Origin of the sequence: Glycomyces arizonensis DSM 44726, from assembly GCF_000482705.1 — a bacterium.
In the GTDB taxonomy this organism is placed as follows: domain Bacteria; phylum Actinomycetota; class Actinomycetes; order Mycobacteriales; family Micromonosporaceae; genus Glycomyces; species Glycomyces arizonensis.
In genome coordinates, this window is record NZ_KI519475.1 from 74,550 (window position 1) to 101,491 (window position 26,942).

The 26,942-nt window shown below is 70.0% G+C and carries 23 protein-coding genes; 15 read left to right on the plus strand and 8 right to left on the minus strand.

Annotated elements, in window-relative coordinates:
* Positions 1 to 165: 165 nt before the first annotated feature.
* Positions 166 to 504: a hypothetical protein gene (locus tag H613_RS0122475; protein WP_156926212.1), complete on the minus strand. Its 339-nt coding sequence runs from the start codon at positions 502 to 504 to the stop codon at positions 166 to 168.
* Positions 505 to 747: 243 nt separating this feature from the next.
* On the opposite strand from H613_RS0122475, the gene H613_RS28540 reads away from it, so the two are divergent.
* Positions 748 to 1,872: a helix-turn-helix domain-containing protein gene (locus H613_RS28540; protein ID WP_211234928.1), complete on the plus strand. Its 1,125-nt coding sequence runs from the start codon at positions 748 to 750 to the stop codon at positions 1,870 to 1,872.
* On the opposite strand, the gene H613_RS0122485 is transcribed toward H613_RS28540, so the two are convergent.
* Genes H613_RS0122485 through trpS form a run of 4 tightly spaced genes read right to left on the minus strand, consistent with a single transcriptional unit; the run spans position 1,869 to position 4,044 of the window.
* On the minus strand, positions 1,869 to 2,189 hold the full coding sequence (locus tag H613_RS0122485) for a type II toxin-antitoxin system PemK/MazF family toxin (RefSeq protein WP_026925532.1): 321 nt from the start codon (positions 2,187 to 2,189) through the stop codon (positions 1,869 to 1,871). The genes H613_RS28540 and H613_RS0122485 overlap by 4 nt on opposite strands.
* Positions 2,186 to 2,410: a hypothetical protein gene (locus H613_RS0122490; protein WP_035739059.1), complete on the minus strand. Its 225-nt coding sequence runs from the start codon at positions 2,408 to 2,410 to the stop codon at positions 2,186 to 2,188. Before H613_RS0122490 ends, H613_RS0122485 begins: the two co-directional genes overlap by 4 nt.
* Positions 2,411 to 2,414: 4 nt before the next feature.
* Complete coding sequence (locus H613_RS28545; protein ID WP_084546881.1) at positions 2,415 to 3,014, minus strand: 2'-5' RNA ligase family protein; 600 nt, start codon at positions 3,012 to 3,014, stop codon at positions 2,415 to 2,417.
* 13 nt (positions 3,015 to 3,027) lie between these two features.
* Complete coding sequence (trpS, locus tag H613_RS0122500) at positions 3,028 to 4,044, minus strand: tryptophan--tRNA ligase (RefSeq protein ID WP_026925534.1); 1,017 nt, start codon at positions 4,042 to 4,044, stop codon at positions 3,028 to 3,030.
* A 113-nt stretch (positions 4,045 to 4,157) separates the two neighbouring features.
* Between trpS and H613_RS0122505 the strand changes: the two genes are divergently transcribed.
* The 12 genes from H613_RS0122505 to H613_RS0122560 all read left to right on the plus strand — a co-directional run bounded on the left by H613_RS0122505 (position 4,158) and on the right by H613_RS0122560 (position 17,532).
* On the plus strand, positions 4,158 to 4,940 hold the full coding sequence (locus tag H613_RS0122505; RefSeq protein ID WP_026925535.1) for a DeoR/GlpR family DNA-binding transcription regulator: 783 nt from the start codon (positions 4,158 to 4,160) through the stop codon (positions 4,938 to 4,940).
* 20 nt (positions 4,941 to 4,960) lie between these two features.
* The gene (gene galT, locus H613_RS0122510; protein WP_245598644.1) at positions 4,961 to 6,070 is read left to right on the plus strand and encodes a galactose-1-phosphate uridylyltransferase; all 1,110 of its coding nucleotides are present in this window, start codon (positions 4,961 to 4,963) and stop codon (positions 6,068 to 6,070) included.
* The gene (gene galE, locus H613_RS0122515) at positions 6,067 to 7,038 is read left to right on the plus strand and encodes a UDP-glucose 4-epimerase GalE (RefSeq protein WP_026925537.1); all 972 of its coding nucleotides are present in this window, start codon (positions 6,067 to 6,069) and stop codon (positions 7,036 to 7,038) included. The genes galT and galE overlap by 4 nt, the downstream gene beginning before the upstream one ends.
* Positions 7,025 to 8,164, plus strand: coding sequence for a galactokinase (galK, locus tag H613_RS0122520; RefSeq protein ID WP_026925538.1), 1,140 nt, complete (start codon positions 7,025 to 7,027; stop codon positions 8,162 to 8,164). Before galE ends, galK begins: the two co-directional genes overlap by 14 nt.
* A 59-nt stretch (positions 8,165 to 8,223) precedes the next feature.
* Positions 8,224 to 8,565, plus strand: coding sequence for a hypothetical protein (locus H613_RS0122525; RefSeq protein WP_026925539.1), 342 nt, complete (start codon positions 8,224 to 8,226; stop codon positions 8,563 to 8,565).
* 180 nt (positions 8,566 to 8,745) lie between these two features.
* On the plus strand, positions 8,746 to 9,822 hold the full coding sequence (locus tag H613_RS0122530) for a BMP family ABC transporter substrate-binding protein (protein ID WP_026925540.1): 1,077 nt from the start codon (positions 8,746 to 8,748) through the stop codon (positions 9,820 to 9,822).
* 21 nt (positions 9,823 to 9,843) lie between these two features.
* A complete protein-coding gene (locus H613_RS28550) occupies positions 9,844 to 11,478 on the plus strand; it encodes an ABC transporter ATP-binding protein (protein WP_051393716.1) in 1,635 nt (544 codons plus the stop codon).
* Complete coding sequence (locus H613_RS0122540) at positions 11,468 to 12,751, plus strand: ABC transporter permease (RefSeq protein ID WP_026925541.1); 1,284 nt, start codon at positions 11,468 to 11,470, stop codon at positions 12,749 to 12,751. The genes H613_RS28550 and H613_RS0122540 overlap by 11 nt, the downstream gene beginning before the upstream one ends.
* Positions 12,752 to 12,756: 5 nt before the next feature.
* Positions 12,757 to 14,049, plus strand: coding sequence for an ABC transporter permease (locus H613_RS0122545; RefSeq protein WP_051393718.1), 1,293 nt, complete (start codon positions 12,757 to 12,759; stop codon positions 14,047 to 14,049).
* Positions 14,049 to 14,441, plus strand: a complete 393-nt coding sequence (locus H613_RS0122550; protein ID WP_026925543.1) for a cytidine deaminase — start codon at positions 14,049 to 14,051, stop codon at positions 14,439 to 14,441. Before H613_RS0122545 ends, H613_RS0122550 begins: the two co-directional genes overlap by 1 nt.
* 12 nt (positions 14,442 to 14,453) lie before the next feature.
* Positions 14,454 to 15,725 carry a thymidine phosphorylase gene (locus H613_RS0122555; protein WP_026925544.1) on the plus strand — a complete coding sequence of 424 codons (1,272 nt, stop codon included), beginning with the start codon at positions 14,454 to 14,456 and terminating at the stop codon, positions 15,723 to 15,725.
* Between the two features lie 319 nt (positions 15,726 to 16,044).
* Positions 16,045 to 17,532, plus strand: coding sequence for an arabinofuranosidase catalytic domain-containing protein (locus H613_RS0122560; protein ID WP_211234930.1), 1,488 nt, complete (start codon positions 16,045 to 16,047; stop codon positions 17,530 to 17,532).
* A gap of 97 nt (positions 17,533 to 17,629) precedes the next feature.
* Here H613_RS0122560 and H613_RS0122565 read toward each other — a convergent pair whose 3' ends face one another.
* The 3 genes from H613_RS0122565 to H613_RS0122575 all read right to left on the minus strand — a co-directional run bounded on the left by H613_RS0122565 (position 17,630) and on the right by H613_RS0122575 (position 22,897).
* Positions 17,630 to 18,868: a S8 family peptidase gene (locus tag H613_RS0122565; protein WP_026925546.1), complete on the minus strand. Its 1,239-nt coding sequence runs from the start codon at positions 18,866 to 18,868 to the stop codon at positions 17,630 to 17,632.
* A gap of 329 nt (positions 18,869 to 19,197) precedes the next feature.
* Complete coding sequence (locus tag H613_RS0122570) at positions 19,198 to 20,730, minus strand: S8 family serine peptidase (protein WP_051393720.1); 1,533 nt, start codon at positions 20,728 to 20,730, stop codon at positions 19,198 to 19,200.
* Positions 20,731 to 21,112: 382 nt separating this feature from the next.
* A complete protein-coding gene (locus H613_RS0122575) occupies positions 21,113 to 22,897 on the minus strand; it encodes an ABC-F family ATP-binding cassette domain-containing protein (RefSeq protein WP_035739136.1) in 1,785 nt (594 codons plus the stop codon).
* Between the two features lie 213 nt (positions 22,898 to 23,110).
* Here H613_RS0122575 and H613_RS29640 point away from each other — a divergent pair, with 213 nt between their 5' ends.
* Positions 23,111 to 24,955 carry an ABC transporter ATP-binding protein gene (locus tag H613_RS29640; protein ID WP_051393722.1) on the plus strand — a complete coding sequence of 615 codons (1,845 nt, stop codon included), beginning with the start codon at positions 23,111 to 23,113 and terminating at the stop codon, positions 24,953 to 24,955.
* A 9-nt stretch (positions 24,956 to 24,964) separates the two neighbouring features.
* Positions 24,965 to 26,794 carry an ABC transporter ATP-binding protein gene (locus tag H613_RS0122585; protein WP_035739063.1) on the plus strand — a complete coding sequence of 610 codons (1,830 nt, stop codon included), beginning with the start codon at positions 24,965 to 24,967 and terminating at the stop codon, positions 26,792 to 26,794.
* The last annotated feature ends 148 nt before the right edge of the window (positions 26,795 to 26,942 follow it).

The window sequence follows — 26,942 nt, forward strand, 5'->3', positions numbered from 1 at the left end:
TGAGCGAAGCGAAGTGGGTGAAGCAGGGGTGCAGCATCCACTGAGCGAAGCGAAGCGGGTGAAGCGAGAGCGCGGCACCCACTGAGCGAGCGAAGACAGAACCGCAGACGCGCCGCGGCCCCGGAGGAGCGGGACTCCTCCGGGGCCGCGGCCGTTCGCTGTGCGCTAAGAGGCCCAGGCGAGGCAGGTGCTCGGGAGGTAGCCCCACTCGTCGCCCGCGTAGTTCACGTGGGCCCACAGGCTGGTGGTGGACCCGCAGGCGGTGTACGACTCGCCTTCGACGAGCGAGCAGTCTGCCGTGTACGTCCGGCCGGCGACGACGGCGCCGACCGTGCCCTCACCGGTGCCGGGAGCCGCCCAGACCGAGCGGTTCTCCTCGGCGACCGCCGAGCAGGCCGCGGCGGCCGCGTCGGTTCCCGGCGCGGCGGAGGCGGCGGCGGCGAACGTCGCGGAGAGCGCCAGCCCCGCGCCGACAGCCATGAGCGCCATCAGGAATCGTTTCAAAGTTCTCTCCCATCCGATGTGGCGTCGCGGGGGTGGCCCGCGACACCGTGACGCTTTCACGAACCGCCGCCGATGTCGATGCCAGAACGCTTTTAGTCAATTTTTTTACATATTCGACGGGTTTGCCGTCTGCCGCTGGTGGCGCGCAAAGGGCGTTGTTGAGCAGCTGTTCGGCTTTGGAATGCGGCGTGCCTGGCGGATAACGATGGCTTGCCACGGGTGTGGTGTACTAGAATCGCACATGTGGTACTCGACTTCGCTGCCCTAGGGCGCCGCATCGCCGACGCCCGAAAGCGCTCCGGCCTGACACAGGACGGCCTCTCGGCCGCCGTCACCGGTCTGGACCGTACCGCGATCGCGAAGATCGAAACCGGGGGCCGCCGGGTGACCGCACTCGAGTTGGCGGACATTGCCGAGGCGCTCAACGTCAGGCTCGAATGGTTCCTGACCGACGGGCCGCCCTCGATCGTCGCCTACCGCAACATGAGCGAACCCGGACAGGCCAGCGCTCCGTTAGACGCCGCGATCGAATGCCGTGTCCGAGAAGTCGAGTTCGTCGCCGACCACGACCGGCAGTTCCGTGACTCCCTCGTTGAACTGCCATCGTTCGCGGTTCCGCGAGACCTCGACGCCGCTGAACGGCTCGGGGGCAAGGCTCGGGCGCTCTTGAAGGTCGGACAGGCCGAGCCGCTCTACGACCTCCACGAGAGGCTCGCCGGTGCCGGAGTGGTTCCATTCGTCGTGGAATCAGGTCTTGACGCGGCCGATGCGGCCAGTGCATCGCTGCAATCCGGAGCAGTGGTCGTGGTCAACGGATCGCTGAAGGTCGGCAGACGTCGTCTCGCGCTCGCCCATGAACTGGGCCATCTGCTGGTCGCCGACGGCTATACGGTTGATCGGCAGGTCGATGCGCTGCAATCCGACCACAAGGAGCGCGCGATGGACCGTTTCGCACGGGCGCTGCTGCTGCCGAAGGCCGCGTTGCGCGAGCGCTGGCTCACCTGGGGCGGCGGTGAACCGGACTCCTTGAGAGAGGCCGCGGTTCGGACCGCGAGCCATTTCCGAGTCGACATGGCGACATTGGCGCGCCGCCTGCTCGATATCGGACTGCTGGACGGCGAGAGCGCCGAGTTCGTCCGCGAGACGCGGACCGGCAAGGCGGACTTCTACGAATACAACCTGCTGTCCAAGGACGAATTCGCCTCAGGCGACCTTCCCAAGGAATATGTGACCGCCGTGCTGCGGCTCTTCAAAGCCGAGATCGTCAGCGAGGCCCGTGCGCTGGACCTGCTGTTCGGGACATGGGAGGCCGCAGACCTGCCGGAACCGTCATGTACTGCACGGCACTTCCTGGAAACCGCGCACTAGAGCAGCGCGAGTTTGAGCAGGAGCGCCCGGTCCAGTGCCTCCTGCTCTTCGAATTCCAGAGCGCCTTTGAATTCGCCGAGGCGGCCGTGATCGACCGAATAGATCTGATCGGTCAGGATGCGGGTTTTTGCACCGAGAAACTCGACTTGCGGCCGGTAGATTGTCGGCTCGGCACCGGTGGAGGTCAGCGCTACGGTGACGGTGCTGCAAGCGAACGCGTCGGATTGGATGATCACGCCGTAGCGTCGACCTTGCTGTTCATGGCCTGAGGCCGCTTTGGAGGGCTTGATTTCGTAGATCGCGCCCCTGAAGATCACTCCGAGACTCCCATGTAGCGCTGGATCGCGAGCATCTCCGCGCGGTCGTTCGGGTCTGCCTCAACGCGCTCGGCATCGGCTTTGGCCTGTCTGATGAGCCTTTCGCGGTAGGCGTGCAGCAGTGCCCCACGGACAGCCTCGGTCCGGGACTGGCCGTCTTCGGTCAGCGCCTGGAGTGCCTTCTCCATTGCCTCGTCAGTGCGTACGTTCAGCGTAGACATGAAATCATTGTAACACAACATGTGATACGTTTCTGCGAGCTGATAACCGCGCCAGGAAGCGGAAGACCCGCTCCGGCGTCCACGGCGTCGCTTCCGCCTCGTCGGTCGTGCCGTGCGTGTAGAGCGTGAACGAGTCGACCTCGAACCTCGCCTCGAAGTCCCGCAGCGCCCCGAACGTCCGGTCCAGCGCGTCCTTGTCCACGTCCTGGGCCACCGTCACGTGCGGGTGGTACGGGAACCGCTGCTCGCGCCGTTTGATCGGCCCGTTCCGGATCGCCGACTCCAGCTGCTCGCACACCGCGATCCCGTCGACCACGGCCACGAACACCACCTCGGTGACCGGCCGGAACGACCCGGTCCCGCGCAGGTGCAGCTCGAAGGGCCGCATGTTCGCGGCCAGGTCCTCCAGGTGCTCTTCGAGCGGGCCGAGCACCTCAGTGTCGATCACGGTGGGGCCCAGCAGCGTCAGGTGCGCGGGCACGATCCCGCCGAGCGGGTCCCCCGACGCGATGCGGGCCGCGTCGAGTCCGATCCGCCACCGCTCGGGCACGGGGATCGCCACGCCGACCGTGACGCCGGGATGGTCCGCCCCCGTCCGGTCCACTGGCCCGTCCCCGCTAGTTCGCCACTGGGGGGTAGAAGCCGACCTTCTTGTACGCCTTCGCGAGCGTTCGCGAGGCCACGGCCCGCGCCTTCTCGGCGCCCTCGACCAGGATCCGGTCGAGTTCGGCCTTGTCGTCGAGGTACTCGCGCGTGGCCCGGGCGATCGGCCCGAGGGTCTCGGCGACGACCTCGGCCAGGTCGCCCTTGAAGTCGCCGTAGCCCTTGCCCTGGTACTCGCTCTCCAGCTTGTCGACCGGGGTGCCGCTGAGCGCCGAGTAGATGACCAGCAGGTTCGTCACGCCCGGCTTGCCCTCGGGGTCGTAGCGCACCTCGGCCTCGGAGTCGGTGACGGCGCTCTTGATCTTCTTGCGCATCTGGTTCGGCTCGTCGAGCAGGTACAGGCACCCGCGCGGGCTCTCGGAGGACTTCGACATCTTCTTGGCGGGGTCGGAGAGGTCCTTGATCGTCTCCGTCTCCTTGAGGATGTACGGCTCGGGCACGGTGAACGTCTGCCCGTAGTTGTTGTTGAAGCGCGCGGCCAGGTCGCGGGTGAGCTCCAGGTGCTGGCGCTGGTCGGCGCCCACCGGCACCCGCTGGGTCTGGTACAGCAGGATGTCGGCCGCCATGAGCACCGGGTAGGTGAACAGGCCCACCGTTGTGTGTTCTTGTTTGGCGGACTTGTCCTTGAACTGGGTCATCCGGGAGGCCTCGCCGAAGCCGGTCTCGCAGCCGAGGATCCAGGCGAGCATGGCGTGCTCGGGCACCTGCGACTGGATGAACAGGTTCGAGCGCTCGGGGTCGACGCCGAGCGCGAGCAGCTGTGCGGCCGAGGTCCGGGAGCGCTGGTGCAATACCTTGGGGTCGTGGGTGACGGTGATCGCGTGTTGGTCGACGACGCAGTAGAACGCGTCGGAGTCCTCTTGCAGCGCCACCCACTGCCGCAGCGCGCCCAGATAGTTCCCGAGGTGGAATGAGTCCGAGGTGGGCTGGATCCCGGAGAACACCCGGGGTGCGCTGGCTGCCGTGGTCATGGCTCGATTCTGTCATCCGGGCGCGGGGCGCGGCCACCCGGTATTGCGGGAAGGGCAAAATTGATGTTTAATTGTGTTGGATCTTGAGCACTCTTCCGAAGGAGCCACCGAGGATGCTGGCGCAGCAGCGACAGAGCAGGATCGCCGAGCGCGTCCACCGGACCGGCGCGGTCCGCGTGGCCGAGCTGGTCGAGGAGTTCGGCGTGTCCGACATGACCATCCGGCGCGACCTGGAGACCCTGGCCGAGCGCGGCCTGGTCGCCAAGGTCCACGGCGGCGCGACCGCGGTGGACTTCGGCTCCACCTCCGAGCCCGGCTTCGCGGTCAAGCAGGTCCGCCAGGAGGCCGAGAAGGAGGCCATCGCCGAGGCCGCCGCCGGCCTCGTCGGCCCCGGGCAGGCCATCGCCCTGTCCGCCGGGACCACGACGTGGACCCTCGCGCACCGCCTCACCGACGTCCCGGACCTGACCGTGGTCACCAACTCGGTGCCCGTCGCCGACGTGTTCTACAAGAGCGGGCGTCCCGACCAGACCGTCATCCTCACCGGCGGCGTCCGCACCCCCTCCGACGCCCTGGTCGGACCGTTCGCGGTCGCCTCGCTCGAACGGGTCAACGTCGACACCGTCTTCCTCGGCGTCCACGGCATGTCCGCCCGCGCCGGGTTCACCACGCCGAACCTGCTGGAGGCCGAGACCGTCGCGACCCTCGCGGAGAAGGGCCGCAGGCTCGTGGTCGTCGCCGACCACACCAAGTTCGACGTCGTCGGGATCGCCACCATCGCGGCCCTGTCCGACGCCGACGTCGTCGTCACCGACGCGCGCCTCGACGAGGAGGCCCGCAGCACCCTGACCGAGCACGTCGACCAGGTCGTGTTCGCCTCCCCGCCCGCCAAATGACCATCCGAGAAGAGACCAGTGTGAGCGAACTCAGCGTGTACACCGAGACCGGCAGCCTCGCCGACGGCCGCCAGGTGCTCTACTTCAACACCGCCCCGGGCGCCGGACGCGCCTCCTTCGCCGACAAGCGCGACCTGGGCGAGCGGGCCGAAGCGGGGCAGCTGCGCTACGACGTGCTGCGCGACGAGTGGATCGCCGTCTCCGCCGGGCGCAACGCCCGCCCGCAGCTGCCGGTCGCCTGCCCGCTGTGCCCCTCCGAGGGGCACGAGCTCACCGAGATCCCCGCCCCGGACTACGAGGTCGCCGTCTTCGAGAACCGCTTCCCCAGCTTCGGCGGCACCCTCCCCGAAGGCGACGCGGCCGAGGCCGAGAGCGGCATGGAGATCAGCGTCCCCGCCACCGGCCGGTGCGAGGTCGTCTGCTTCTCCTCGCAGCACGACGCCTCGTTCGTCGACCTGCCGCCTGAACGCGTCGAACTGGTCGTGCGCACGCTCGCCGCGCGCACCGCCGACCTGTCAGCCCGCGGCGACGTCGCCCAGGTGTTCTGCTTCGAGAACCGCGGCGTCGAGATCGGCGTGACCCTGCACCACCCGCACGGCCAGATCTACGGCTATCCGTACGTCACGCCGCAGACCCGCAGGCACCTGGAGGCCGCCGTCCGCCACCGGGAGGCCACCGGACGGAACCTGTTCGGCGACATCCTCGCCGCCGAGCAGGCCGGGCCGCGCGTCGTGGCCGCCAATGAGCTGTGGACCGCGTTCGTGCCCTACGCCGCGCGCTGGCCCTTCGAGGTCCACCTCTACCCCAACGAGCGCTTCGCCGACCTCGCCGAGCTGCCCGAGGAGTACGTGACCGCGTTCGCGCCGCTCTATCTTGAGGTGCTCCAACGCTTCGACAGTGCTTTCAACACCGATGCCTTCGACGCCGGCCCGATGCCGTACATGGCCGGCTGGCACCAGGCGCCGGTGAACGAGCACCGCGACCTCGCCTGGCTGCGGCTCGAACTCGTCTCCACCCGCCGCGCGGCGGGCAAGGTCAAGTTCCTGGCCTCCTCGGAGTCGATCATGGGCGGCTTCGTCAACGACCTCGGCCCGGAGAAGGCCGCGCAGATCCTGAAGGGTGCACTGTGAAATACCTCGTCACCGGCGGTGCCGGATACATCGGCTCGATCGTCGCCACGATGCTGCTCGAAGACGGGCACGAGGTCGTCGTCCTCGACGACTGCTCCACCGGGGCCGCCGGTCGCGTCCCGGCGGGCGCCGAGCTCGTCCGGCGGCCCGTGCGGGAGGCCGGGGAGGTGCTCGACTCGACCTTCGACGCCGTGCTCCACTTCGCCGGGCTCATCGCCGCGGGCGAGTCCATGCGGAAGCCCGACATCTACTGGGAGGCCAACACCGCCGGGACGTTCGCACTGCTCGACGCCATGCGCACCGCCGGTGTAAAGACCCTCGTGTTCTCCTCCACGGCGGCCGTCTACGGCGACCCGGTCGAGGTCCCGATCCGCGAGGACGCCGTCAAGGCCCCCACCTCCACCTACGGCGCCACGAAGCTCTCGGCCGACATGGCCATCCAGTCCGCGGTCACCGCCTACGGCCTCGCCGCCGTCAGCCTGCGCTACTTCAACGTCGTCGGCGCCTATAAGGACCGCGCCGGAGCCTGGCACGGGGAGAACCACGAGCCGGAGACCCACATCATCCCGATCGCGCTCGACGCCGCCGCCGGGAGGCGCGAGCGGATGGTCCTGTTCGGCGACGACTACCCGACCAAGGACGGCACCTGCGTCCGCGACTACATCCACGTCGCCGACCTCGCCGACGCCCACCTGCTCGCCCTGCGGGCCGCCGAGGCCGGGGAGCACAAGATCTACAACCTCGGCAACGGCAACGGCTTCACCAACAAGGAGGTCGTCGAGACCGTCAAGCGCGTCACCGGCGTCGACTTCCCCGTCGCCGTCGAGGGCCGCCGCGCCGGGGACCCGGCCGAACTCGTGGCCTCCTCCGAGAAGGCCAAGACCGAACTCGGCTGGAAGCCCAGCCGCGACTCACTCGACCGCATGGTCGCCGACGCCTGGGAGTACTACCAGCATGTCCACGGATAGCCACGCCGCAGATCTCGCCGCCACCGCCGAGGACGTCTTCCGCGCCCAGTTCGGCGCCTCGCCGGAAGGCGCGTGGGCCGCGCCCGGGCGCGTCAACCTCATCGGCGAGCACACCGACTACAACGACGGCTTCGTCATGCCGTTCGCGCTGCCGTACTACACCGTCGCGGCAGCCGCGAAGGCCGAGTCCTGGGAGCTGTTCTCCTCCTCCGGCGACGGCCAGACCGTCCGCTTCGCCACGCTCGACGGCGCCCGCGGCTGGGCCGCCTACGCCGCCGGAGTCGCCTGGGCGATGAACGAGGCCGGCTACGCGGTCGGCCCCGCCCGCATCGCCCTCCACTCCGACGTGCCCACCGGCGCGAGCCTGTCGTCCTCGGCCGCCCTCGAAGGCGCGGTCCTCCTGGCGCTCGCCGGGCTCTACGGCCACGACATCCCCGTGGAGGAGGCCGCCGTGATCTGCCAGCGGGCCGAGAACGACTACGTGGGCATGCCGTGCGGCATCCTCGACCAGTCCGCCTCGCTCATGTGCGAGGAGGGCCGCGCGATGTTCATGGACTGCCGCGACCTGAGCCGCGAGCAGGTGCCGTTCAACGTCGAGGACCACGGCCTGGTCATGCTCGTGATCGACACGAACGCGCCCCACCGACTCGTCGACTCCGAGTACGCCGCCCGCCGCGCCGACTGCGAGCGGGCCGCCGAGCTGCTCGGCGTCCGCTCGCTGCGCGACGCCCCGGCCGACGCCCACCTCGACGACGAGCGGCTGAACCGGCGCCTGCGGCACGTCCTGAGCGAGAACCGGCGGGTCCTGCGCACCGTGGAGATCCTCAAGGGAGGATCGGTGGCCGGGATCGGCGAGCTGCTCACCGCCTCGCACGCCTCGCTGCGAGGCGATTACGAGGTCTCCTCGCCGGAACTCGACTCGGCCGTCGACGCCGCCCTCGGCGCCGGTGCGCTCGGCGCGCGCATGACCGGCGGCGGCTTCGGCGGCAGCGCGATCGCCCTGGTCGAGGCCGCCGCCGCGCCGAAGGTCGAGGCCGCGGTGAAGGAGGCCGCGAAGGCCGCCGGACTGCCGGTGCCGCGGGTCTTCACCGCCCGCGCCGCCGCCGGGGCCCACCGCGTGCGCTGAGGCGTGCCCGCCCGGCGGCCAAAGCCCCGCCGGGCGGGCGCCTTTGCCATACTCCAGTCATGGAATTCGTCCACTTGCTCGTGCGCTACCTGCATCTTCTCGGCTTCGCCGCGGTCTTCGGCGGTTGGCTCGCCGCGTGGCTCTCGAAGCGCTACAAGATCAACGCCGCGATGCTGTACGGCATCGCCACTCAGCTCATCACCGGCGTCATCCTGTACGGCCTGGCCGGTGCGGACGCGAACCACGCCAAGCTCGGCATCAAGTTCCTTCTCGCGCTGCTCCTGGCCGTCATGATCGCCGTCCCGTGGTGGAGAAAACGAGCGAAGGTCTCGTCCGGGCACTTCTGGGCGATCGGCGGTATGGTGCTCGTGACCGCGGGTGTGGCCGTCTTCTGGACGTGAGTCCCATTCGGAACGGCGTCCGTCCGAAACGCCTGTTCGCAGGTGGTCTCAGTCATAGGATGTTTCGGTAACGAGTTGATCAAGGTGACTGTCAATCAACGGTCCCGGCGGCGATGATTAGGCGCGATGGGATCACCTGAACTGTCGAAGGAGACCGAGATGGCTGTGAAGCCGTACAAGCTGGTCCTGGCGGGCGTCGCCGCCACGGGCCTGATCACCCTCACCGCTTGCGGCGAAGCCCCCGACGAGGGCTCGGACGACAACGCCGAGGCCTCGTTCCACGCCTGCATGGTCACCGACTCCGGCGGCGTCGACGACAAGTCCTTCAACGAGTCCTCCTGGAACGGCATGGAGGCCGCCAAGGAGGAGAACCCCGACATCGAGGTGTCCTTCAAGGAGTCGGGGAACGAGTCCGACTACGACCCGAACCTCCAGGCCTCGGTCGCCGACGAGTGCGACTTCATCGTCGGCGTCGGCGGCCTCATGGCCGGGAACGTCACCAGCGTCGCCCTCGACAACACCGACATCCCCTTCGCGATCGTCGACGGCGTCCCCTCCGACGCCGAGGGCAACCCGGTCGACGCGCCGAACGTCCACTCCATCCAGTTCGACACCGCCCAGTCGGCCTTCCTGGCCGGCTACCTCGCCGCCGCCCAGACCGAGACCGGCACCGTCGCCACCTGGGGCGGCCTCCAGATCCCACCGGTGACGATCTTCATGGACGGCTTCGCCGGCGGCATCGAATACCACAACAGCCAGAAGGGCACCGACGTCAAGCTCCTCGGCTGGGACGCCGACGCCCAGTCCGGCTCGTTCCTCAACAGCTTCGAGGACACCGCGGGCGGCAAGAGCCTGACCGAGACGTTCATCTCCCAGGGCGCCGACATCGTCTTCCCCGTCGCGGGCCCGGCCGGCACCGGCGCGGTCACCGCCGCCAGCGAGGACGAGGCCGTCAAGGCCATCTGGGTCGACGTCGACGGCTGCGTCTCGCTGCCCGACTACTGCTCCACGATCCTCTCCAGCGCCGAGAAGGGCCTGGAGGTCGCCGTGAAGGACGCCGTCCTGGCCGCCTACGACGGCGAGGTCGGCGGCTCCTACGTCGGCACCCTGGAGAACGGCGGCGTCTCCCTGGCGCCGTTCCACGAGTTCGAGGACGCCGTCTCCGACGAGACCAAGACCGAGCTCGAGGACCTCAAGGCCGCGATCATCGACGGCTCGGTGAAGGCCGAGTCGCCGTCCTCGCCCTCCGCCTCCTAGCCGGGACCCGAAGGACGCCAATTGCGACTCGAACTGAAGGGCCTGACGAAGAAGTTCGGCTCATTCACCGCCGACGACGACATCGACCTGGTGGTCGAGCCCGGCCAGATCCACGCCGTCCTCGGCGAGAACGGCGCGGGCAAGTCGACGCTGATGAACATGCTGTACGGCATCCTCAAGCCGACCAGCGGCGAGATCCTCATCGACGGCGAGCCGGTGGCCTTCTCCGGCCCCGGCGACGCCATCGCCGCCGGGATCGGGATGGTCCACCAGCACTTCAAGCTCGTCGGGCCCTTCAGCGTCGCCGACAACGTCCAGCTCGGCCGAGAGCACACCCGCGGCGCGGGCGTGCTCTCGGCGCGGGCCGCCCGCCAGGCCGTCCGCGACGTCTCCGAGCAGTACGGGCTGCGACTCGACCCCGACGCGATCTGCGAGGACCTGCCCGTCGGCGTCCAGCAGCGCGTCGAGATCGTCAAGGCCCTCTCGGGCCCCAGCACCGAGCTGCTCATCCTCGACGAGCCCACCGCGGTGCTCACCCCCGCCGAGATCAGCGAGCTGCTCGACATCATGCGCTCGCTGGCCGAGTCGGGCACGTCGATCCTGTTCATCAGCCACAAGCTCAAAGAGGTCCAGGCCGTCGCCGACACCGTCACGGTGATCCGCCGCGGCAAGGTCGTCGCCGAACTGGAGCCGACCGCCTCGGAGACCGAGATGGCCTCGGCCATGGTCGGGCGCGAGGTGACCCTGACCGTCGACAAGGCCCCCGCCGAGCCCGGCGAGCCGCGCCTGGAGATCGAGGGGCTCATGGTCGTCGACGAGGCGGGCGTCAAGGCCCTCGACGGGCTCGACCTGACCGTCCGCGCCGGCGAGATCGTCGGCCTGGCGGGCGTCGAGGGCAACGGCCAGACCGAGCTGGCCCGCGCCGTCCTCGGCCTCGTCCGCCCCGACGCGGGCACCATCGCCATCGACGGGCGCCGCGCCGACCGCACGAGCCCCGCCCAGCGCATCGAGCGCGGCCTGGGCTACATCCCCGAGGACCGCGCCCGCGACGGCCTGATCACCGAGTTCACCGTCGCCGAGAACATCGTGCTCAACCAGTACCGGGAAGCGCCCTACGCCAAGAACGGCGTGGTCGACGCCGCCGCGGTGCGGAAGCGCGCCGAGGACTCGATCGCCGAGTTCGACATCCGCACCCAGGGACCGGCCGAACCGGCCGCGTCCCTGTCCGGCGGCAACCAGCAGAAGGTCGTCATCGCCCGCGAGTTCTCCCGGCCCCGCCGGGTCCTGGTGGCCGCCCAGCCCACGCGCGGCGTCGACGTCGGCGCCACCGAGTTCATCCACTCGCGCCTGGTGACCGAGCGCGACACCGGCACCGCGGTGCTGCTGATCTCCTCCGAGCTCGACGAGATCTACGCCCTGGCCGACCGCATCGCCGTGATCTACAACGGCCGCATCGTCGGCGAGGTCGGCCCCGAGACGCCGCGCGAGGTCATCGGGCGGCTCATGGTCGGCGCCGAAGCCCCGTCCACAGAAGCCGAGAGCGCCGACATCGAGGCGTTCGACGCCGAGAGCCCCGCCTCGGGCGGCACTGCCTCAGGTGGCACTGCCGCCGAGGGCCCCGACGAGGAGACCAACGGAGGTGACCGTGACCACTGAGACCGAAGCGCCCACTCCCGAACAGCCCGAAGCGGGAGAGCAGCCCGAGAAGCGCCCCCCGTTCATGGTCCTCTTCGGACGCTACCTGACCGAGGCGAACTCGGTCATGGTCACGATCTACTCCCTGCTGCTGGCGTTCCTCCTCGGCGCGGTCCTCCTCATCGTCTCCGACGAGCACGTCCGCGGCACCTGGAGCTACTTCTTCTCCCGGCCCACCGACGCCCTCGAAGCCTCCTGGGAAGTCGTCTCGAACGCCTATGTCTCCCTGTTCGAAGGCGCGATCCTCAACTTCCACACCCTCGACCGGATGGCCGCGGGCAACGCCGACGTCGGCGACCTGCTGCGCCCGATCTCCGAGACCCTGACCTACACCACCCCGCTGATCTTCACCGGCCTCGCCGTCGGCCTCGCCTTCCGCGCGGGCCTGTTCAACATCGGCGCCCAGGGCCAGCTCGTGTTCGGCATGCTCGGCGCGCTCATCGTCGGCTTCGGCCTCGACCTCCCGGCGATCGTCCACATCCCCCTGGCCGTCGTCGCCGGTGCCGTCGCGGGCGCCGCGTTCGGCTCCGTCCCCGGCGTCCTCAAGGCCACCACCGGGGCGCACGAGGTCATCTCCTCGATCATGCTCAACAACATCGCCGCGCTGTTCCTGGTGTGGGCCATCGGCACCGGCTTCCTCCACTCGGCCACCAGGTCCGAACTGGTCACCAAGCCCGTCGACGACTCCGCGATCATGCCCGGCATCCTCGCCCCGATCGACGACGACCTGCGCGTCAACTACTCGCTCGTCATCGGCGCGGCCGCCGCCGTGTTCGTGTGGTGGCTGCTGTCGAAGTCGACCTTCGGGTACCGCATCCGCGCCGTCGGCTTCAACCAGCACGCCTCCGCCACCGCCGGCATGAGCATCGGGCGCACCTACGTCACCACCATGGGCGCGGCGGGCGCCCTCGCCGGACTCGCCGGGGCGGCCCTCGCGCTCGGCGTCGGCTCCGGCGGCATCACCACCAACACCGCGCTCGAATACGGCTTCGACGGCATCACCGTCGCCCTGCTCGGCCGCGCCAACCCCGGCGGCATCGTCGCCGCCGCGCTCCTGTTCGGCGCGCTCAAGGCCGGGGCCCTGTCCGCCCAGCCCGACGTGCCGGTGGACATGTCGACGCTGCTCCAGGCGACGATCGTGCTGTTCATCGCCGCGCCCGCACTGGTCAAAGCGCTCCTGCGGCTGCGCGCCCCGCGCGGCGGCCTGGTCACCCTCGAAGCGAAAGGCTGGTGAGCCCCATGGCAACGGACACGCAGGCCGCCGCCCCGTCGCACGTCGACGAGAGCGCCGTCGTCCGCAAGCGGGGGGCCGGCATCGCCTACGGCATCATCGGCCTCCTCCTCGGCGCCGCGGCGCTCGCCTTCCTCGGCTCGGGGGACGAGACCGTCTTCACGCTCGACCGGACGCTCTCGGGCGCCCGCTGGACCGTGCCGACCCGCGCCGCCGTCATCGTCATGGCCCTGGTCGTCCTCGCCTGCGCCGCCTGGATGCTCGCCGGGATCCGGCGCCGCCTGTTCAAGCTCGCCGCCGCGATCGCCCTGGTCGCCATCGTGATCGCCCTGGTCTCCTGGTCGGTCTCCGAGCCGGGCATGGTCTTCCGCACCGAGTCGATCCTGGCCGGGGCGGTGTTCCTGTCGCTGCCGTTCATCTTCGGCGCGCTCTCGGGCGTCGTGTGCGAGCGCTCCGGCGTGATCAACATCGGCATCGAAGGCCAGTTCCTCATGGGCGCCTTCACCGGCGTCCTGATCGCCAACATCACCGGCAATGTCTACGCCGGGATGCTCGGCTCCATGGCCGCCGGGGCCCTGTCCACGATGCTGCTCGCGCTGCTGGCCACCAAGTACCAGGTCAACCAGGTCGTCGTCGGCGTCATCCTCAACCTGCTCGCGCTCGGCTTCACCAGCTTCATGTACGACCAGCTGAAGAAGACCGAGGGCTACAACTCCGCCTACGGCGTGCCCTCGAACGCGCTGGACGGCATCGGGCTCGGCTTCCTCGCCGACATCCCCGTCATCGGGCCGGTCCTGTTCGACCAGAACCTCTTCGTCTACGTCGGCCTGATCCTCGTCTTCGTCGTGTGGTTCCTGCTCTTCCGCACCCGCTGGGGCCTGCGCACCCGCTCGGTCGGCGAGCACCCGGCCGCCGCCGACTCCATGGGCGTGGCCGTCAACCGGCTCCGGTTCTGGAACGTCACCGCCGCCGGTCTCATCTCCGGCTTCGGCGGCGCGTTCTTCACGCTCGCGAACTCCCTGGCCTTCACCAAGAACATGACCGCCGGGCTCGGCTTCGTGGCCCTCGCGGTCATGATCGTCGGCCGCTGGAACCCGCTCGGGGTCCTCGCCGGGGCGCTCATCTTCGGCTTCGCCAGCCAGATGGCCGAATACCTCGACGCCGCCGGGAACTCCATCGTTCCCGGACCGTTCCTGCAGATGCTGCCGTACGCGGTCACGCTCGTCGTCGTCGCCGGGCTCATCGGCAAGGCGAAGGCGCCCGCCGCCGACGGCGTGCCGTACAACCCGGGAGACAAGTAGTGACCGACATCGACTGGCCCGCACTGCGCGCCGAGGCCGTCGCGATGATGCGCCGCGCCTACGTCCCGTACTCGGAGTACCCGGTCGGCGTCGCCGGACTCGTCGACGACGGCCGCACCGTCGCCGGGTGCAACGTCGAGAACGCCTCCTACGGCCTGACGCTGTGCGCCGAGTGCGGCATGGTCTCCGAGCTCGCCGCCACCGGCGGCGGACGCCTGGTGGCCGTCGCCTGCGTCGACGGCCAGGGCCGACCCCTCACTCCGTGCGGCCGGTGCCGCCAGCTGCTCTACGAGCACGGCGGCCCCGAATGCCTCGTGGACGCCGAACCCGGGCCGCTCACCGTGGAGTCGCTGCTCCCCGGCGCGTTCGGGCCGGACCATCTCAATGAGTGAGGGAGCCTTGTGATCACCGCAGTCGACGTCATCCGGACCAAGCGCGACGGAGGCGAGCTGTCGACCGCCCAGATCGACTGGGTGATCGAAGCCTACACCGCAGGCGAGGTCGCCGACGAGCAGATGTCGGCCCTGGCGATGGCGATCTTCCTCAACGGGGCGGCCGGGCGCGAGATCGCCGACTGGACCGCCGCGATGATCCGCTCGGGCATCACGCTCGACCTCTCCGGCGTCGGCAAGCCGTGCGTCGACAAGCACTCCACCGGCGGCGTGGGCGACAAGATCACGCTGCCGCTCGCGCCGCTCGTCGCCGCCTTCGGCGTCGCCGTCCCGCAGCTGTCGGGCCGGGGCCTCGGCCACACCGGCGGCACCCTCGACAAGCTCGAAGCGATCCCCGGCTTCGACGTGAACCTCGACGAGGCGGGCGTCGTGGCGCAGCTGAGGGAGATCGGCGCGGTGGTGTGCGCGGCCACCGGCGACCTCGCCCCGGCCGACAAGAAGCTCTATGCCCTCCGCGACACCACCTCCACGGTGGAGTCCATCCCGCTGATCGCGTCGTCCATCATGAGCAAGAAGATCGCCGAGGGCGCCGACGCGATCGTCCTCGACGTCAAGGTCGGCTCCGGCGCGTTCATGAAGGACTTCGGCCAGGCGAAGGAACTCGCCGAGACGATGGTGCGCCTCGGCGGCGACCACGGCGTCGACACCCGCGCGCTCCTGACCGACATGAGCGTCCCACTTGGACGCACAGCGGGCAACGCCCTCGAAGTCCGCGAATCGATCGAGGTCCTCGCCGGAGGCGGTCCGGCCGACGTCGTCGAGCTCACCGTGGCCCTCGCCGCCGAGATGCTCGCCGCCGCGGGGAAACCCGGCCTCGACCCGGCCGCCGCGCTCGCCGACGGCCGCGCGATGGACGCCTGGCGCAAGATGATCGCCGCCCAGGGCGGCGACCCGGGCGCCCCGCTGCCGACGGCGCGCCACACCGAGGAGGTCGCGGCCGAAACCGGCGGCTTCGTGGTGGACATGGACGCCTATGCTGTCGGCGTCGCCGCATGGCGTCTCGGCGCCGGTCGCACCCGGCAAGGCCAGCCGGTGCAGGCAGGGGCCGGCGTCGAGATCCTCAAAACCGTCGGCGAGACGGTCAAGGCGGGGGAGCCGGTCTTCCGGCTCCACACCGACACTCCCGAGCGCCTCGCGGCCGCCCGGGAGGCCCTGGAGGGCCGCTGGGGCGTCGGCGCACGGCCGGTGAAGCGCGGCCCGATCGTCCTCGACCGACTCACCTGACGCAGGAGTTCCCCTGGACGGCCAGCGGAAAACAGCCTATTTACATGTGTCACTATCTATGTTAGGCTGCTCTCACGGCATCGCGCCCGCCCCTGTGCTGTAGATGTGATCGATAACAATTCGGCATGACACTTCGACATCCGTCTCGAGCGCAATGTGATCGCTCACATGGCTCGCTCGCATGACAGAGGACGCAGACGGCGCATCGACCCGGCAGCCGGACCGCCACCGCGGTCCGGGCCGGCGGCGGAAGCGTGCCCGACCGATTTCGATGAGCCGACCGCCCCTGTGCTGCCGACTCCAGGCTTGAAGGAATCACATGACCATGAGAACACCGAGACGACTGATGCTGGCCGCCGCCGGAGTACTGGCGCTGGCATCCGGCGCCTTCGTCGGCGCCACCAGTGCCCAGGCGGCCGGGACCGGCCCGTGCGACATCTACGCCGACGGCGGGACGCCGTGCGTGGCCGCCCACAGCACCACCCGAGCGCTCTACGGGTCTTACGACGGCCCGCTGTACCAGGTCCGACGCGGTGACGGTGCCACCACCGATATCCACCCGCTGCAGCCCGGCGGCGTCGCCGACGCCGCCGCACAGGATTCGTTCTGTGCGAACACCACCTGCCTGATCAGCGTCATCTACGACCAGTCGGGCCGCGGCAACCACCTCACCCAGGCGCCTCCCGGAGGATTCGACGGCCCGGCACCGGGCGGCTACGACAACCTCGCGATCGCCACCGCCGCGCCGGTCACCGTCGGCGGCCACGACGCCTACGGCGTGTTCGTCGCTCCCGGCACCGGCTACCGCGACAACAGCACCAACGGCATCGCCACCGGCGACGAGCCCGAGGGCATGTACGCCGTCCTGGACGGCACCCACTACAACGACGGCTGCTGCTTCGACTACGGCAACGCCGAGACCAGCAGCCTCGACACCGGCAACGGCCACATGGAGACCATCTACTTCGGGAACAACACCGCCTGGGGCTCGGGCGCCGGCAACGGTCCGTGGATCATGGCCGATCTGGAGAACGGCCTGTTCTCCGGCGTGAGCCCCGACTACAACGGGAACGACCCGTCGGTCAGCCACCGCTTCCTGACCGCCATCGTCAAGGGCGAGCCGAACCACTGGGCCATCCGGGGCGGGAACGCCCAGTCCGGTGGCCTGTCGACCTACTACGACGGCCCCCGCCCCAACGTCTCGGGCTACAACCCGATGCACAAGGAGGGCGCCATCGTCCTGGGCATCGGCGGCGACAACAGCCACTGGGCCGCGGGCACCTTCTACGAGGGGGTGATGACCGACGGCTACCCCTCGAACGCCACCGAGGACGCCGTCCAGGCCAACATCGACGCCGCCGGTTACGAAGTCCGCAGCGGCGGCGACCACGGCGGCGTGCACCGGCTCATCAACCGCAACAGCGGCCTGTGCCTCGACGACTACAACTTCGTCACCGACCCCGGCGCCGAGGTGCGCCAGTGGACCTGCAACGGCCAAACGGTGCAGAACTGGCTCCTGACCCCGACGGGCGACGGCTACTACACGATCACCAACCAGAACAGCGGCCTGTGCCTCGACGACACCGACTGGCTCACCGACCCGGGCGCGGAGGTCCAGCAGTGGACCTGCAACGGCCTGTCGGTGCAGGACTGGCAGATCGTCGACTCCGGCGGCGGCTACTCGAACATCGTCAACCGCAACAGCGGGCTCTGCCTCGACGACTACAACTGGCTCACCGACCCGGGCGCCGAGGTGCGGCAGTGGACCTGCAACGGCCTGTCCGTCCAGGACTGGACCATCGGCTGACGTCTGGCCGACACGGCACCGGGCAATGACCTGATCCACCGACAAGACAACAGGAAGGGGCCGCCCTCGGGCGACCCCTTCCGCGTGTCTGCTGTGGTCACTCAGCGGCGAGGAACTCGGTGTTCAGCAGCAGGTTCGGGCTGCCGTTCACCTCGCTGACCGCGTCCGGGACGGCGCCCGCCGCCAGGGCCTCGGCGACCTCGGCGGGACTCGCCTCCGGGTGCGCCTCCAGGTACAGCGCGGCGACGCCCGCGACGTGCGGGGTCGCCATCGACGTGCCGGAGATGGTGTTCGTCGCGTCCGCGCCGTCGATCCACGCCGAGGTGATCTCGTGGCCCGGGGCCATGATGTCGACGCACTCGCCCCAGTTCGACCAGGCCATCGCCGAGTCGGCCGAGTCGGTGGCGCCCACGGTGATCGCGACCGGCTCGGAGGCCGGGGAGACGTCGCACGCGTCCTGGCCGTTGTTGCCCGAGGCGACCGCGAACGTCACGCCCGCGCCGACCGCCTCGGCGATCACGTCGTTCAGCGCCTGGCTGAACGTGCCGCCGAGGCTCATGTTCGCCACCGACGGGCCCGAGGCGTTCGCGGTGATCCAGTCGATGCCCGCGATGATGCCCGCGTAGGAGCCGGTGCCGGAGCAGTCCAGGACGCGGACCGGCACGAGCGTGGTCTCCTTGGCGAGCCCGTAGGTCGTGCCGCCGATGGTGCCCGCGACGTGAGTGCCGTGGCCGTTGCAGTCGGAGGCGTCGCCGCCGAAGTCGATGGCGTCGTAGCCCTCGCCGATGCGGCCGGTGAACTCGTTGTGGCTCCGGTTGATGCCCGTGTCGAGGATGTAGGCGGTGACGCCCGCGCCGGTGTAGTCGTACTCGTAGGCCTCATCGAGCGGCAGCGCGGCCTGGTCGACGCGGTCGAGGCCCCACGAGGGCGGGTCGTCCTGGACCTGAGCGATGCTGACCGTGCGGTTCTGCTCGACGTAGGCGACCGAGTCGTCAGCGGCGAGTTCGACGGCCTCTTCGGGGCTCATCTCGGCGACGAAGCCGTCCAGGAGGCCGATCTCGTCGATCACGTCGACCGATCCGGCGGCCTCGGCCACCACGTCGTCGACGGTGGCCGCGAGGCTCTGGGGCGCTTCGTCTTCGAGGACCACGAGGTACTCGCCGGCGATCGCGTCGGCCGAGTCGGCGCCGATGATGACGTCGGCGGGATCGGCCGACTCGGTCTGCTCGGCGCTGGCCATCGCGTTCACCGCGAGCAGCGATCCGCCTGCGGCCGCGATCGCAGTGGCGACCGCGGCTCCTCGGCGGAGCCGCCGTTTGTTTCCTGCCGTTGACATAACGGGGGAACTCCTTTGTGTTCAGCCCCTGGGGGACGGCTGACGCGGGGTGGCGCTGGGGGGTCGCCCGGGGGAGGTGATTCATCTGTGTTTCGTCTGTGTTCTGTCTGCGGTTCGGCCGTGAGGTGGCCTCACATTTTGAGGCTAAGGTATAGAGCAAAGTTCGTAAAGGGCTCGAAAGCGAAAATTAAATCATTGAACCCTTACAAGCAACTTCTGTCTAAATACGACAAACTACTCGAAGTGGAACGGCCACAGGGCGCGACGAACGGGGCCGGAGCAGTTGCCCCGGCCCCGCCGTCATCCGATATGCGGTGGTGCGAACGGAATCAGACTACGAGCGACCAGCCGTCCAGCGTCCCCGAATCGAGGGAGAAGGCGTCGACGACGCGCAGCGTCCATGTGCCCGAGCCGTGCTCGCCGGACAGGTCGACGTGGAACGCCCGCCGGACGTTGTCGCCCGGGTCGCCGATGTCGTGCTCCTTGACCTGGTAGCTGGTGCCGTCGGGGGCGATCAGGTAGATCTCCAGGTCGCCGCGGTAGCTGTGCGTGATGCCGACCGCCAGCTCGCTGGAGGCGCTCGCCGCGCGGTCGCAGTAGATCGACACCCTCGACTCGACGGTTCCCTGGTCCGGTATCGGCGTCGACGTGCCGTTGGATCCCGTGCAGTCGACCGGCCCGGGCGTGTTGTCGTCGCCGGTGTACAGCAGCAGGTTCGGGCTGCCGTGCACATCGGACACGCGGCCACGGGCGGCGTTGCCGGTCACCCAGCCGGCCACCTGGTCGGTGGAGGCGTTCGGGTGGAGCGACAGGTAGACCGCGGCCGCGCCCGCCACGTGCGGCGAGGCCATCGAGGTGCCCGAGATGGTGTTCGAGGCGTAGGCGGAGCCGATCCAGGCCGAGGTGATGTCCACGCCGGGGGCGAACACGTCCACGCAGGGCCCGTAGTTGGAGAAGGGGGCGCGCCAGTCGCTCCGGCCGGTCGCGGCGACGGTGATCGCCGACGGCGCCGACGCCGGGGAGACGGTGCACGCGTCCTGGCTCGAGTTGCCCGCGGCGATCGCGAAGGTGACGCCGGAGGCGACCGCCGCTTCGACGGCCTGGTTGATCGCGGCGGAGTAGCCGCCGCCGAGGCTCATGTTCGCCACAGAAGGCCCCGAGGCGGTCCGGGCGACCCACTGGATGCCGTCGAGGACGCTCGCGTAGGTGCCCGATCCCGCGCAGTTCAGGACGCGCACGCCGACGAGCGTGACCTTCTTGGCGAGCCCGTAGCTCGATCCGCCGACGGTCCCGGCGACATGGGTGCCGTGGCCGTGGCAGTCGATCGGGTAGGAGTCGCCGTCGACGAAGTCGGCGCCGTGCCCGATGCGCCCGGCGAACTCGGCATGGGCCATGTTGATCCCGGTGTCGATGATGTAGGCGGTCACCCCCGAGCCGTCGCCGAGGTACTCGTAGGCGTTGTCGAGCGGCCGGTCGAGCTGGTCGACGCGGTCGAGGCCCCACGACGGCGGGCCCGGCTGGACGCCGTCGACGCTGACCGTCCGGTTCTGCTCGACGTAGGCGACCGAGCCGTCGGCGGCGACGCGTGCGGCCTCGTCGGCGCTCATCTCGGCGAGGAAGCCGTTGATGAGCTCGAAGCGGTCGACGACCTCGGCGTCGTACTCGCTCGACATGGCGGAGAAGCCGTCCTCCATGACGACGATGTACTCGCCTTCGACGGCGTTCTCGGCTTCGGCGCCGAGCACGGTGCCGGCCGGGCCGGCGTGGGCGCCGGTGGCGCTCAGGGCGACCGCTGCGAGCACGGCGACGGCGGCCAGCGCCGCCGCGGCGGCTCGGCGGATGGGGATCGCGGAGGTGGACATCAAGGGACACTCCCTTTCGGTCGGTCCGGACCGGTCGCGAAGCATGATGGGACGCACGCGGATCCGGACTGGTCGGTTCGATGAAACCAACCCTTTCGGGCTTTCGGATCGAGGTTAGGCAAAGAACGGTGAAATGGGAAGCCCATGTACGAGCGGTGCGAATGAGCGAATAGACGGCCACGACGCCCATCACCGTCGCGGGCATGGGAATCCGGTACACTGCCGACTCGAAGTCATATCGGACACCATGCGTCCCAATGGTTCCGGTGGGACGCAGCCGTCGCGCGACACGCCCGGGGCGGCCCCGAGCCTCGCAGTGCAGTCGGGTATCGGTCAGACGCCGTGCGAGCCATGGGACGCGGCCCGCGGACGGCGATGCGGATCAGTCGGCGAGCGCCATCCAGCGCTCTTCGATCTCGTCGCGTTCGCGCTCCAGCTCGGTCAGTCGGCCCTGGAGCTCGGTGAGCCTGGCGGGGTCGGTCGCGGACGCGGCCATGTCGGCGTGGACCTCGGCGATCCTGGCCTCGACCTTCTCCAGACGACGCTCCAGTTTCGACAGCTCCTTCTGCGTGGCGCGGTCGACCGTCGACTGCGAGGGCGGCTTCGACTGCGTCGCGGCCTGAGCGGCCGGGGCGGACTTCACCTCGGCGCGGCGCTCGAGGTACTCCTCGATGCCGCGCGGCAGCATCCGCAGGTGTTTGTCGCCCAAGAGCGCCCACGTCTCGTCGGCGACGCGCTCGGTGAAGTACCGGTCGTGGCTGACCACGATCATCGTGCCCGGCCAGTCGTCGAGCAGGTCCTCCAGCTGCGTCAGCGTCTCGATGTCGAGGTCGTTCGTCGGCTCGTCGAGGAACAGCGCGTTCGGCTCGGCCATGAGCAGCCGCGCCAGCTGGAGGCGCCGCCGCTGCCCGCCCGAGAGGTCCCGCACCAGCGTGCGCTGGCGCCCGCCCACGAAACCGAGGCGCTCGGCCAGCTGCCCGGCCGACATCTCCTTCTTGCCCCACTGGACCCGCTTGGCGACCTGCTCGATCGACTCGAGCACACGCCAGGAGCCGTCCAGGTCCTCCATGTGCTGGGTCAGCCACGCCAGCTTCACCGTGCGGCCCACCTTGATGCGCCCCTCGGCGGGCTGGCGGTCCTCGGTGGCGTCGGCCAGCGCCCGCAGCAGCGAGGTCTTGCCCGCGCCGTTGACGCCGACGAGCCCGACGCGCTTGCCGGGGCCGAGCATCCAGTCCAGGTGCTCGAGCAGGACCTGGTCCCCGGCCTTGACGGTGACGTCGTGCAGTTCGAAGACGGTCTTGCCGAGCCTGGCGGTGGCGAAGGAGACCAGCTCGGCCGTGTCGCGCGGCGGCGGCTCGTTCGCGATGAGCTCGTTCGCGGCGTCGATGCGGAACTTCGCCTTCGAGGTGCGCGCCTTGGCGCCGCGTTCGAGCCAGGCGAGCTCCTTGCGCATGAGGTTCTGGCGCTTCTCCTCGGCGATCGCGGCCTGGCGTTCGCGTTCGGCGCGGGCCAGGACGTACGCGCTGTAGCCGCCGTCGTATTCGAACACGCTGCCGCGCTGGACGTCCCAGATCCGGTCGCAGATCGCGTCGAGGAACCACCGGTCGTGCGTGACGACGACGATGGCGGACTTGATGCCGCCCAGGTAGGCCGCGAGCCAGGCGATGCCCTCGATGTCGAGGTGGTTCGTCGGCTCGTCGAGCAGGAGGAGGTCCGAAGGATCGACCAATACGCGGGCGAGGTCGACGCGCCTGCGCTCGCCGCCGGAGAGCACGCCGATCGCCGAGTCGAGCCCCTCCGGCAGACCCGGGGCGTCGAGGCCGCCGAACAGGCCGCCGAGGACCTCGCGGACGCGCGGCGAGGAGGCCCATTCGTGGGCGTCGGCGTCGCCGAACAGGGCGGTGCGGACGCTCGCGGCGTCGGGGAGCGAGTCGGCCTGGCCGAGGCTCGCGACGGTGGTCCCGCCGGTGCGGACGACGCGGCCCGAATCGGGCTCGTCGGTGCGCGCGATGAGCTTCAGCAGCGTCGACTTGCCGTCGCCGTTGCGGCCGACGACGCCGACGCGCTGTCCGGCGGACACGCCGAGCGAGACCGCATCGAGGATGACCTGCTCGGGGTAGGCCTTGGAGACGGTCTCGAGGTTCACGAGGTTGGGCGCTGCTGACACGTGGAACAAGACTACCGGCAGCACGGCGAGCGGGGCTCGCGAGCCGGTCATGGGCACAGCGGCGACGCTCGCGAGCCGCTCATGGGCACAGCTCGGGAGGCTCGCGAACCCCTCGTGAGCGCGGTCGGTGACAGGATTGATGTGGCTTGCCAGTGAGACCTCAGTCATATATGGTGTCACATGGCAGTCATTATGACGTCAGATTGGAATCACATGACGCCCCCCAGTTTTCCCGCCGCCCGCGGCGTCCTCACCGTCGTCAGGCTGCTGCCCCGCATCAGCCGCCCCCGCACCGCCCTCCTCACCGGCACCACCCTCGCCGTCGCCCTCCTCCCGCTGGCCGTCACCATCGCCACCGGCCTGCTCATCGGCCGCATCCCCGCCGCGGCCGACGCCGGACCCGGCTCGCCCGAGGCCCGGGACGCCTACCTCCTGCTCGCCGCCGGTGCGATCGCCCTCCTGCTCCAGCGGCTCGTCGACAACGTCCACCGCGCCCTCGCCCTGAGCCTCGGACGCGACCTCGAACTGCTCCTCCAAGACCGCCTGGTCGCCGCCGTGGCCCGCCCGGCGGGCATCACCCACCTCGAAGACGACGACGTCCTCGCGCTGCTGCGGATCGCCCGCCAGCTCGGCATGGACTTCATCCGCCCAGAGCGCGCCGTCCAGGGCCTGTCGAGGATCGCGCCGCAGTTCCTCACCGCCTTCGGCTCCTCGATCGTCCTGGGCTTCTTCAACGTCTGGATCGGCCTGGCCTGGTTCGTCGCCTGGCCCGCGATCTTCCTCGCCATGCAGGGCGAGTACGGCCGCATGGGCAAGACCACCTACCTCCAGTCCACCGAGATGCGCGAGACCGAGTACCTGCGCGACCTCGCCATCACCGCCGCGCCCGCCAAGGAGCTCCGCGTCTGGGGCATGATGCCGTGGCTGCTGGAGCGCTACGACCGCAAGTGGGGCGAGCGCCTCGACCAGTCGAGGCGCACCGAGCACGTCCGCCTCCGCACCGCCGTCGCCGTCGTCGGCGCGCTCCTGGCGCTCACCGCGGTCACGACCGTCGCGCTCGTCGACGCCGGGCTCGCCGGTCTGGTCGGCTTCGGCGCCCTCGCCGTCTACGCCGTGGCCCTCCAGGGCATGTTCTACTTCTCGGCCTTCGACGACGACGCCGCGTTCGTCTCCTTCGGCACCCTCCCGATCCCCAAGGTCATGGACCTCGACGAACGCCTCGAAGTCGGTGAGCGGCAGGCGAGCGCCGAGCTCGCCCCGGCCGCGCCCGAGCGCGCGATCCGCTTCGAAGGCGTCGGCTTCGCCTACCCCGGCGGCCACGCCCCGGTGATCGAAGGACTCGACCTGGAGATCGAGGCCGGGTCGTCCCTGGCCGTCGTCGGCCACAACGGCGCGGGCAAGACCAGCCTCGTCAAGCTCCTCGCAGGGCTCTACGCCCCCACGGCCGGGAGGATCACCGTCGACGGCACCGACCTCGCCGACGTCGCGCCCGTCCAGTGGCGCACGCACCTCTCGGCCCTGTTCCAGGACTTCACCCGCTACCAGCTCACGGTGCGCGACAACATCACCCTCGGTGCCCCGCACCTGGCCGCCGACACCGACCGGATCTGGAAGGCCTGCGAGCCGATGGGCATCCGCGACCTCGTCGAGTCGCTCCCCGACGGCCTCGACACCGTCCTCTCCGGAGAGTTCAAGGGGGGCACCGACCTCTCCGGCGGCCAGTGGCAGCGCATCGCCCTGGCCCGCGCGCTCTTCGCCGTCCAAGCGGGAGCGAAGGTCCTCATCCTCGACGAGCCCGCCGCCGCCCTCGACGTCCGCGCCGAAGCCGAGCTCTACGAGCAGTTCCTCGACATCACCGCCGGACTGACCACCATCGTCATCTCCCACCGCTTCTCCACCGTCCGCCGCGCCGACCGCATCGTCGTCCTCGACGGCGGCCGCGTCACCGAGGACGGCTCCCACACCGAGCTCATGGCCCTCGGCGGCACCTACGCGACGGCGTTCACCCTCCAGGCCGACCGGCTGGCCCGCACCGCACTCCCCGGCGAAGACCACTAAGGACCTCTCATGATCGCGAACCTCAAGTCCGGCTGGCTCGGCTACTGGAAATCCCTGGCCATCGGCTACCGCGCGGGCCCGAAGGCCGTCATCGGGCAGATCCTCCTCGGTGCGATCCAGGCGACGCTGATGCCGCTGATCGTCTACGCGCTCAAGCTCATGATCGACGGCGTCCAGAACGGCGACGAGCGCGCCGCGACCGCTGCCGCCGTCGCGCTGGCCCTCGGCGTCGCCCTCGTCTGGGCCGTCATCTTCGCCTACGTCAAGCTCGTGTTCGCGGTGTTCTACCGCGCCAACCGCACCGCCGACCGGGAACTCATGAGGCTCATGGGGAACCCGCCGGGGCTCGACCACCACGAGCGCGCCGACTACCTCGACCGCGTCCAGCACATCCGCGAGGACCGCTGGCTGCTCAGCGGCGGCGTCAACTGGACCGCCCAGTGGCTCCGGGCCGTGATCACCATCCTCGTCGGCGGCGCCCTGCTCGTCCAGGTCCACCCGCTGCTGCTGCTCTTCCCGGCGATAAGCCTGGGCGCCATGATGTTCGCCCAGCGAGGCAGCAACATCGAGGACAAGGCCATCAAGGACACCGGCGAGACCGAGCGCAAGCGCCGCCACCTGTTCGAGGTCGCCACCGCCGCGGCCTCCGGCAAGGAGCTGCGGGTCTTCGGCAGCGCCGAGGCGGTCGGCCGCCTCCACACCGAGGTCGGGCGCGCGGTGGTCGACCACCGCAACCGGGAGCAGTGGCGGGCCGCCCGCGCCGTCGCCGCCGAAGGCGTCCTCTCGGCGGTCGGCATGGCCGCGGGCATCGGCTTCATCCTCTACCTGGCGCTTCAAGGCCGGGCGAGCGCCGGTGACGTGATCCTGCTCGTCGGCCTCATCGGGATGGTCGCGAACTCGGCAGGGGCGCTGGCGATGCAGACCTCGCTGCTGCTCCGCCTCGGCCGCCTCGGGCAGCGCCTCGCCTGGCTGAAGGCCTACGCCGACGCTTCGAGCGGACCGGCCGAGCCCGCCCCCGTACCGGAGCGCCTCTCGGACGGCATCGTCCTCGACGGCGTGTCCTTCGCCTATCCTGGAGCTGAACGCCCCTCGCTCGACGACGTCTCGCTCGCCCTGCCCGCCGGGAAGGTCGTGGCCCTCGTCGGCGAGAACGGCGCCGGGAAGACCACCCTCGTCAAGCTCCTGTCCGGTTTCTATCAGCCGACAAGCGGCGTGATCACGGTCGACGGCGCGAACCTGACCGATTTCGCCACGGCCGACTGGAGGCGGCACATCGGGGCGACCTTCCAGGACTTCGCCCAGTTCGAGTTCACCGCCCGCGAGACCATCGGCGTCGGCGACATCGAAGGCGGCGTCGACGGTGCTTCAGCGTCCGCCTTCGGCAGTGCCTTCGACGATGACCGCGTCCGCTCCGCGATGGCCCGCGCCGGAGCCGACGACGTCATCGACGACCTCCCCTCCGGCCTGGACACGCGCCTGGGCACCCGCTGGGACGGGGGCACCGACCTCTCGGGCGGCCAATGGCAGAAACTCGCCATCGGCCGCGGCCGCATGCGGCGCGAGCCGCTCCTGGTCCTGTTCGACGAGCCGACCGCGGCGCTCGACCCGCAGACCGAGCACGCCCTGTTCGAGAAGTTCGCCGAGGAGGTCCGCGCCGGGCGCGGGCGCGGCACGGTCACCGTCCTGGTCTCCCACCGCTTCTCGACCGTCTCGATGGCCGACCTCATCGTCGTCCTCGAAGGCGGCCGCGTCGCCGAGACCGGCACCCACGATGAGCTCATGGCCCTCGGCGGCGCCTACGCCGAGCTCTACGGCCTCCAGTCCTCGGCCTACCGCTGACCCGCTCGGGACCGCTGAACCGGACATCCGAGGCGGCGCAGGGGCACCGGGGACGCGGCACATGAACCGCGCCCCGGTGTCCAGAGAGGCCGAATCGTCCGTTTCCGCACGGCGACAACCGTATTTCGTTGCATTCGCCCCCGAAGCC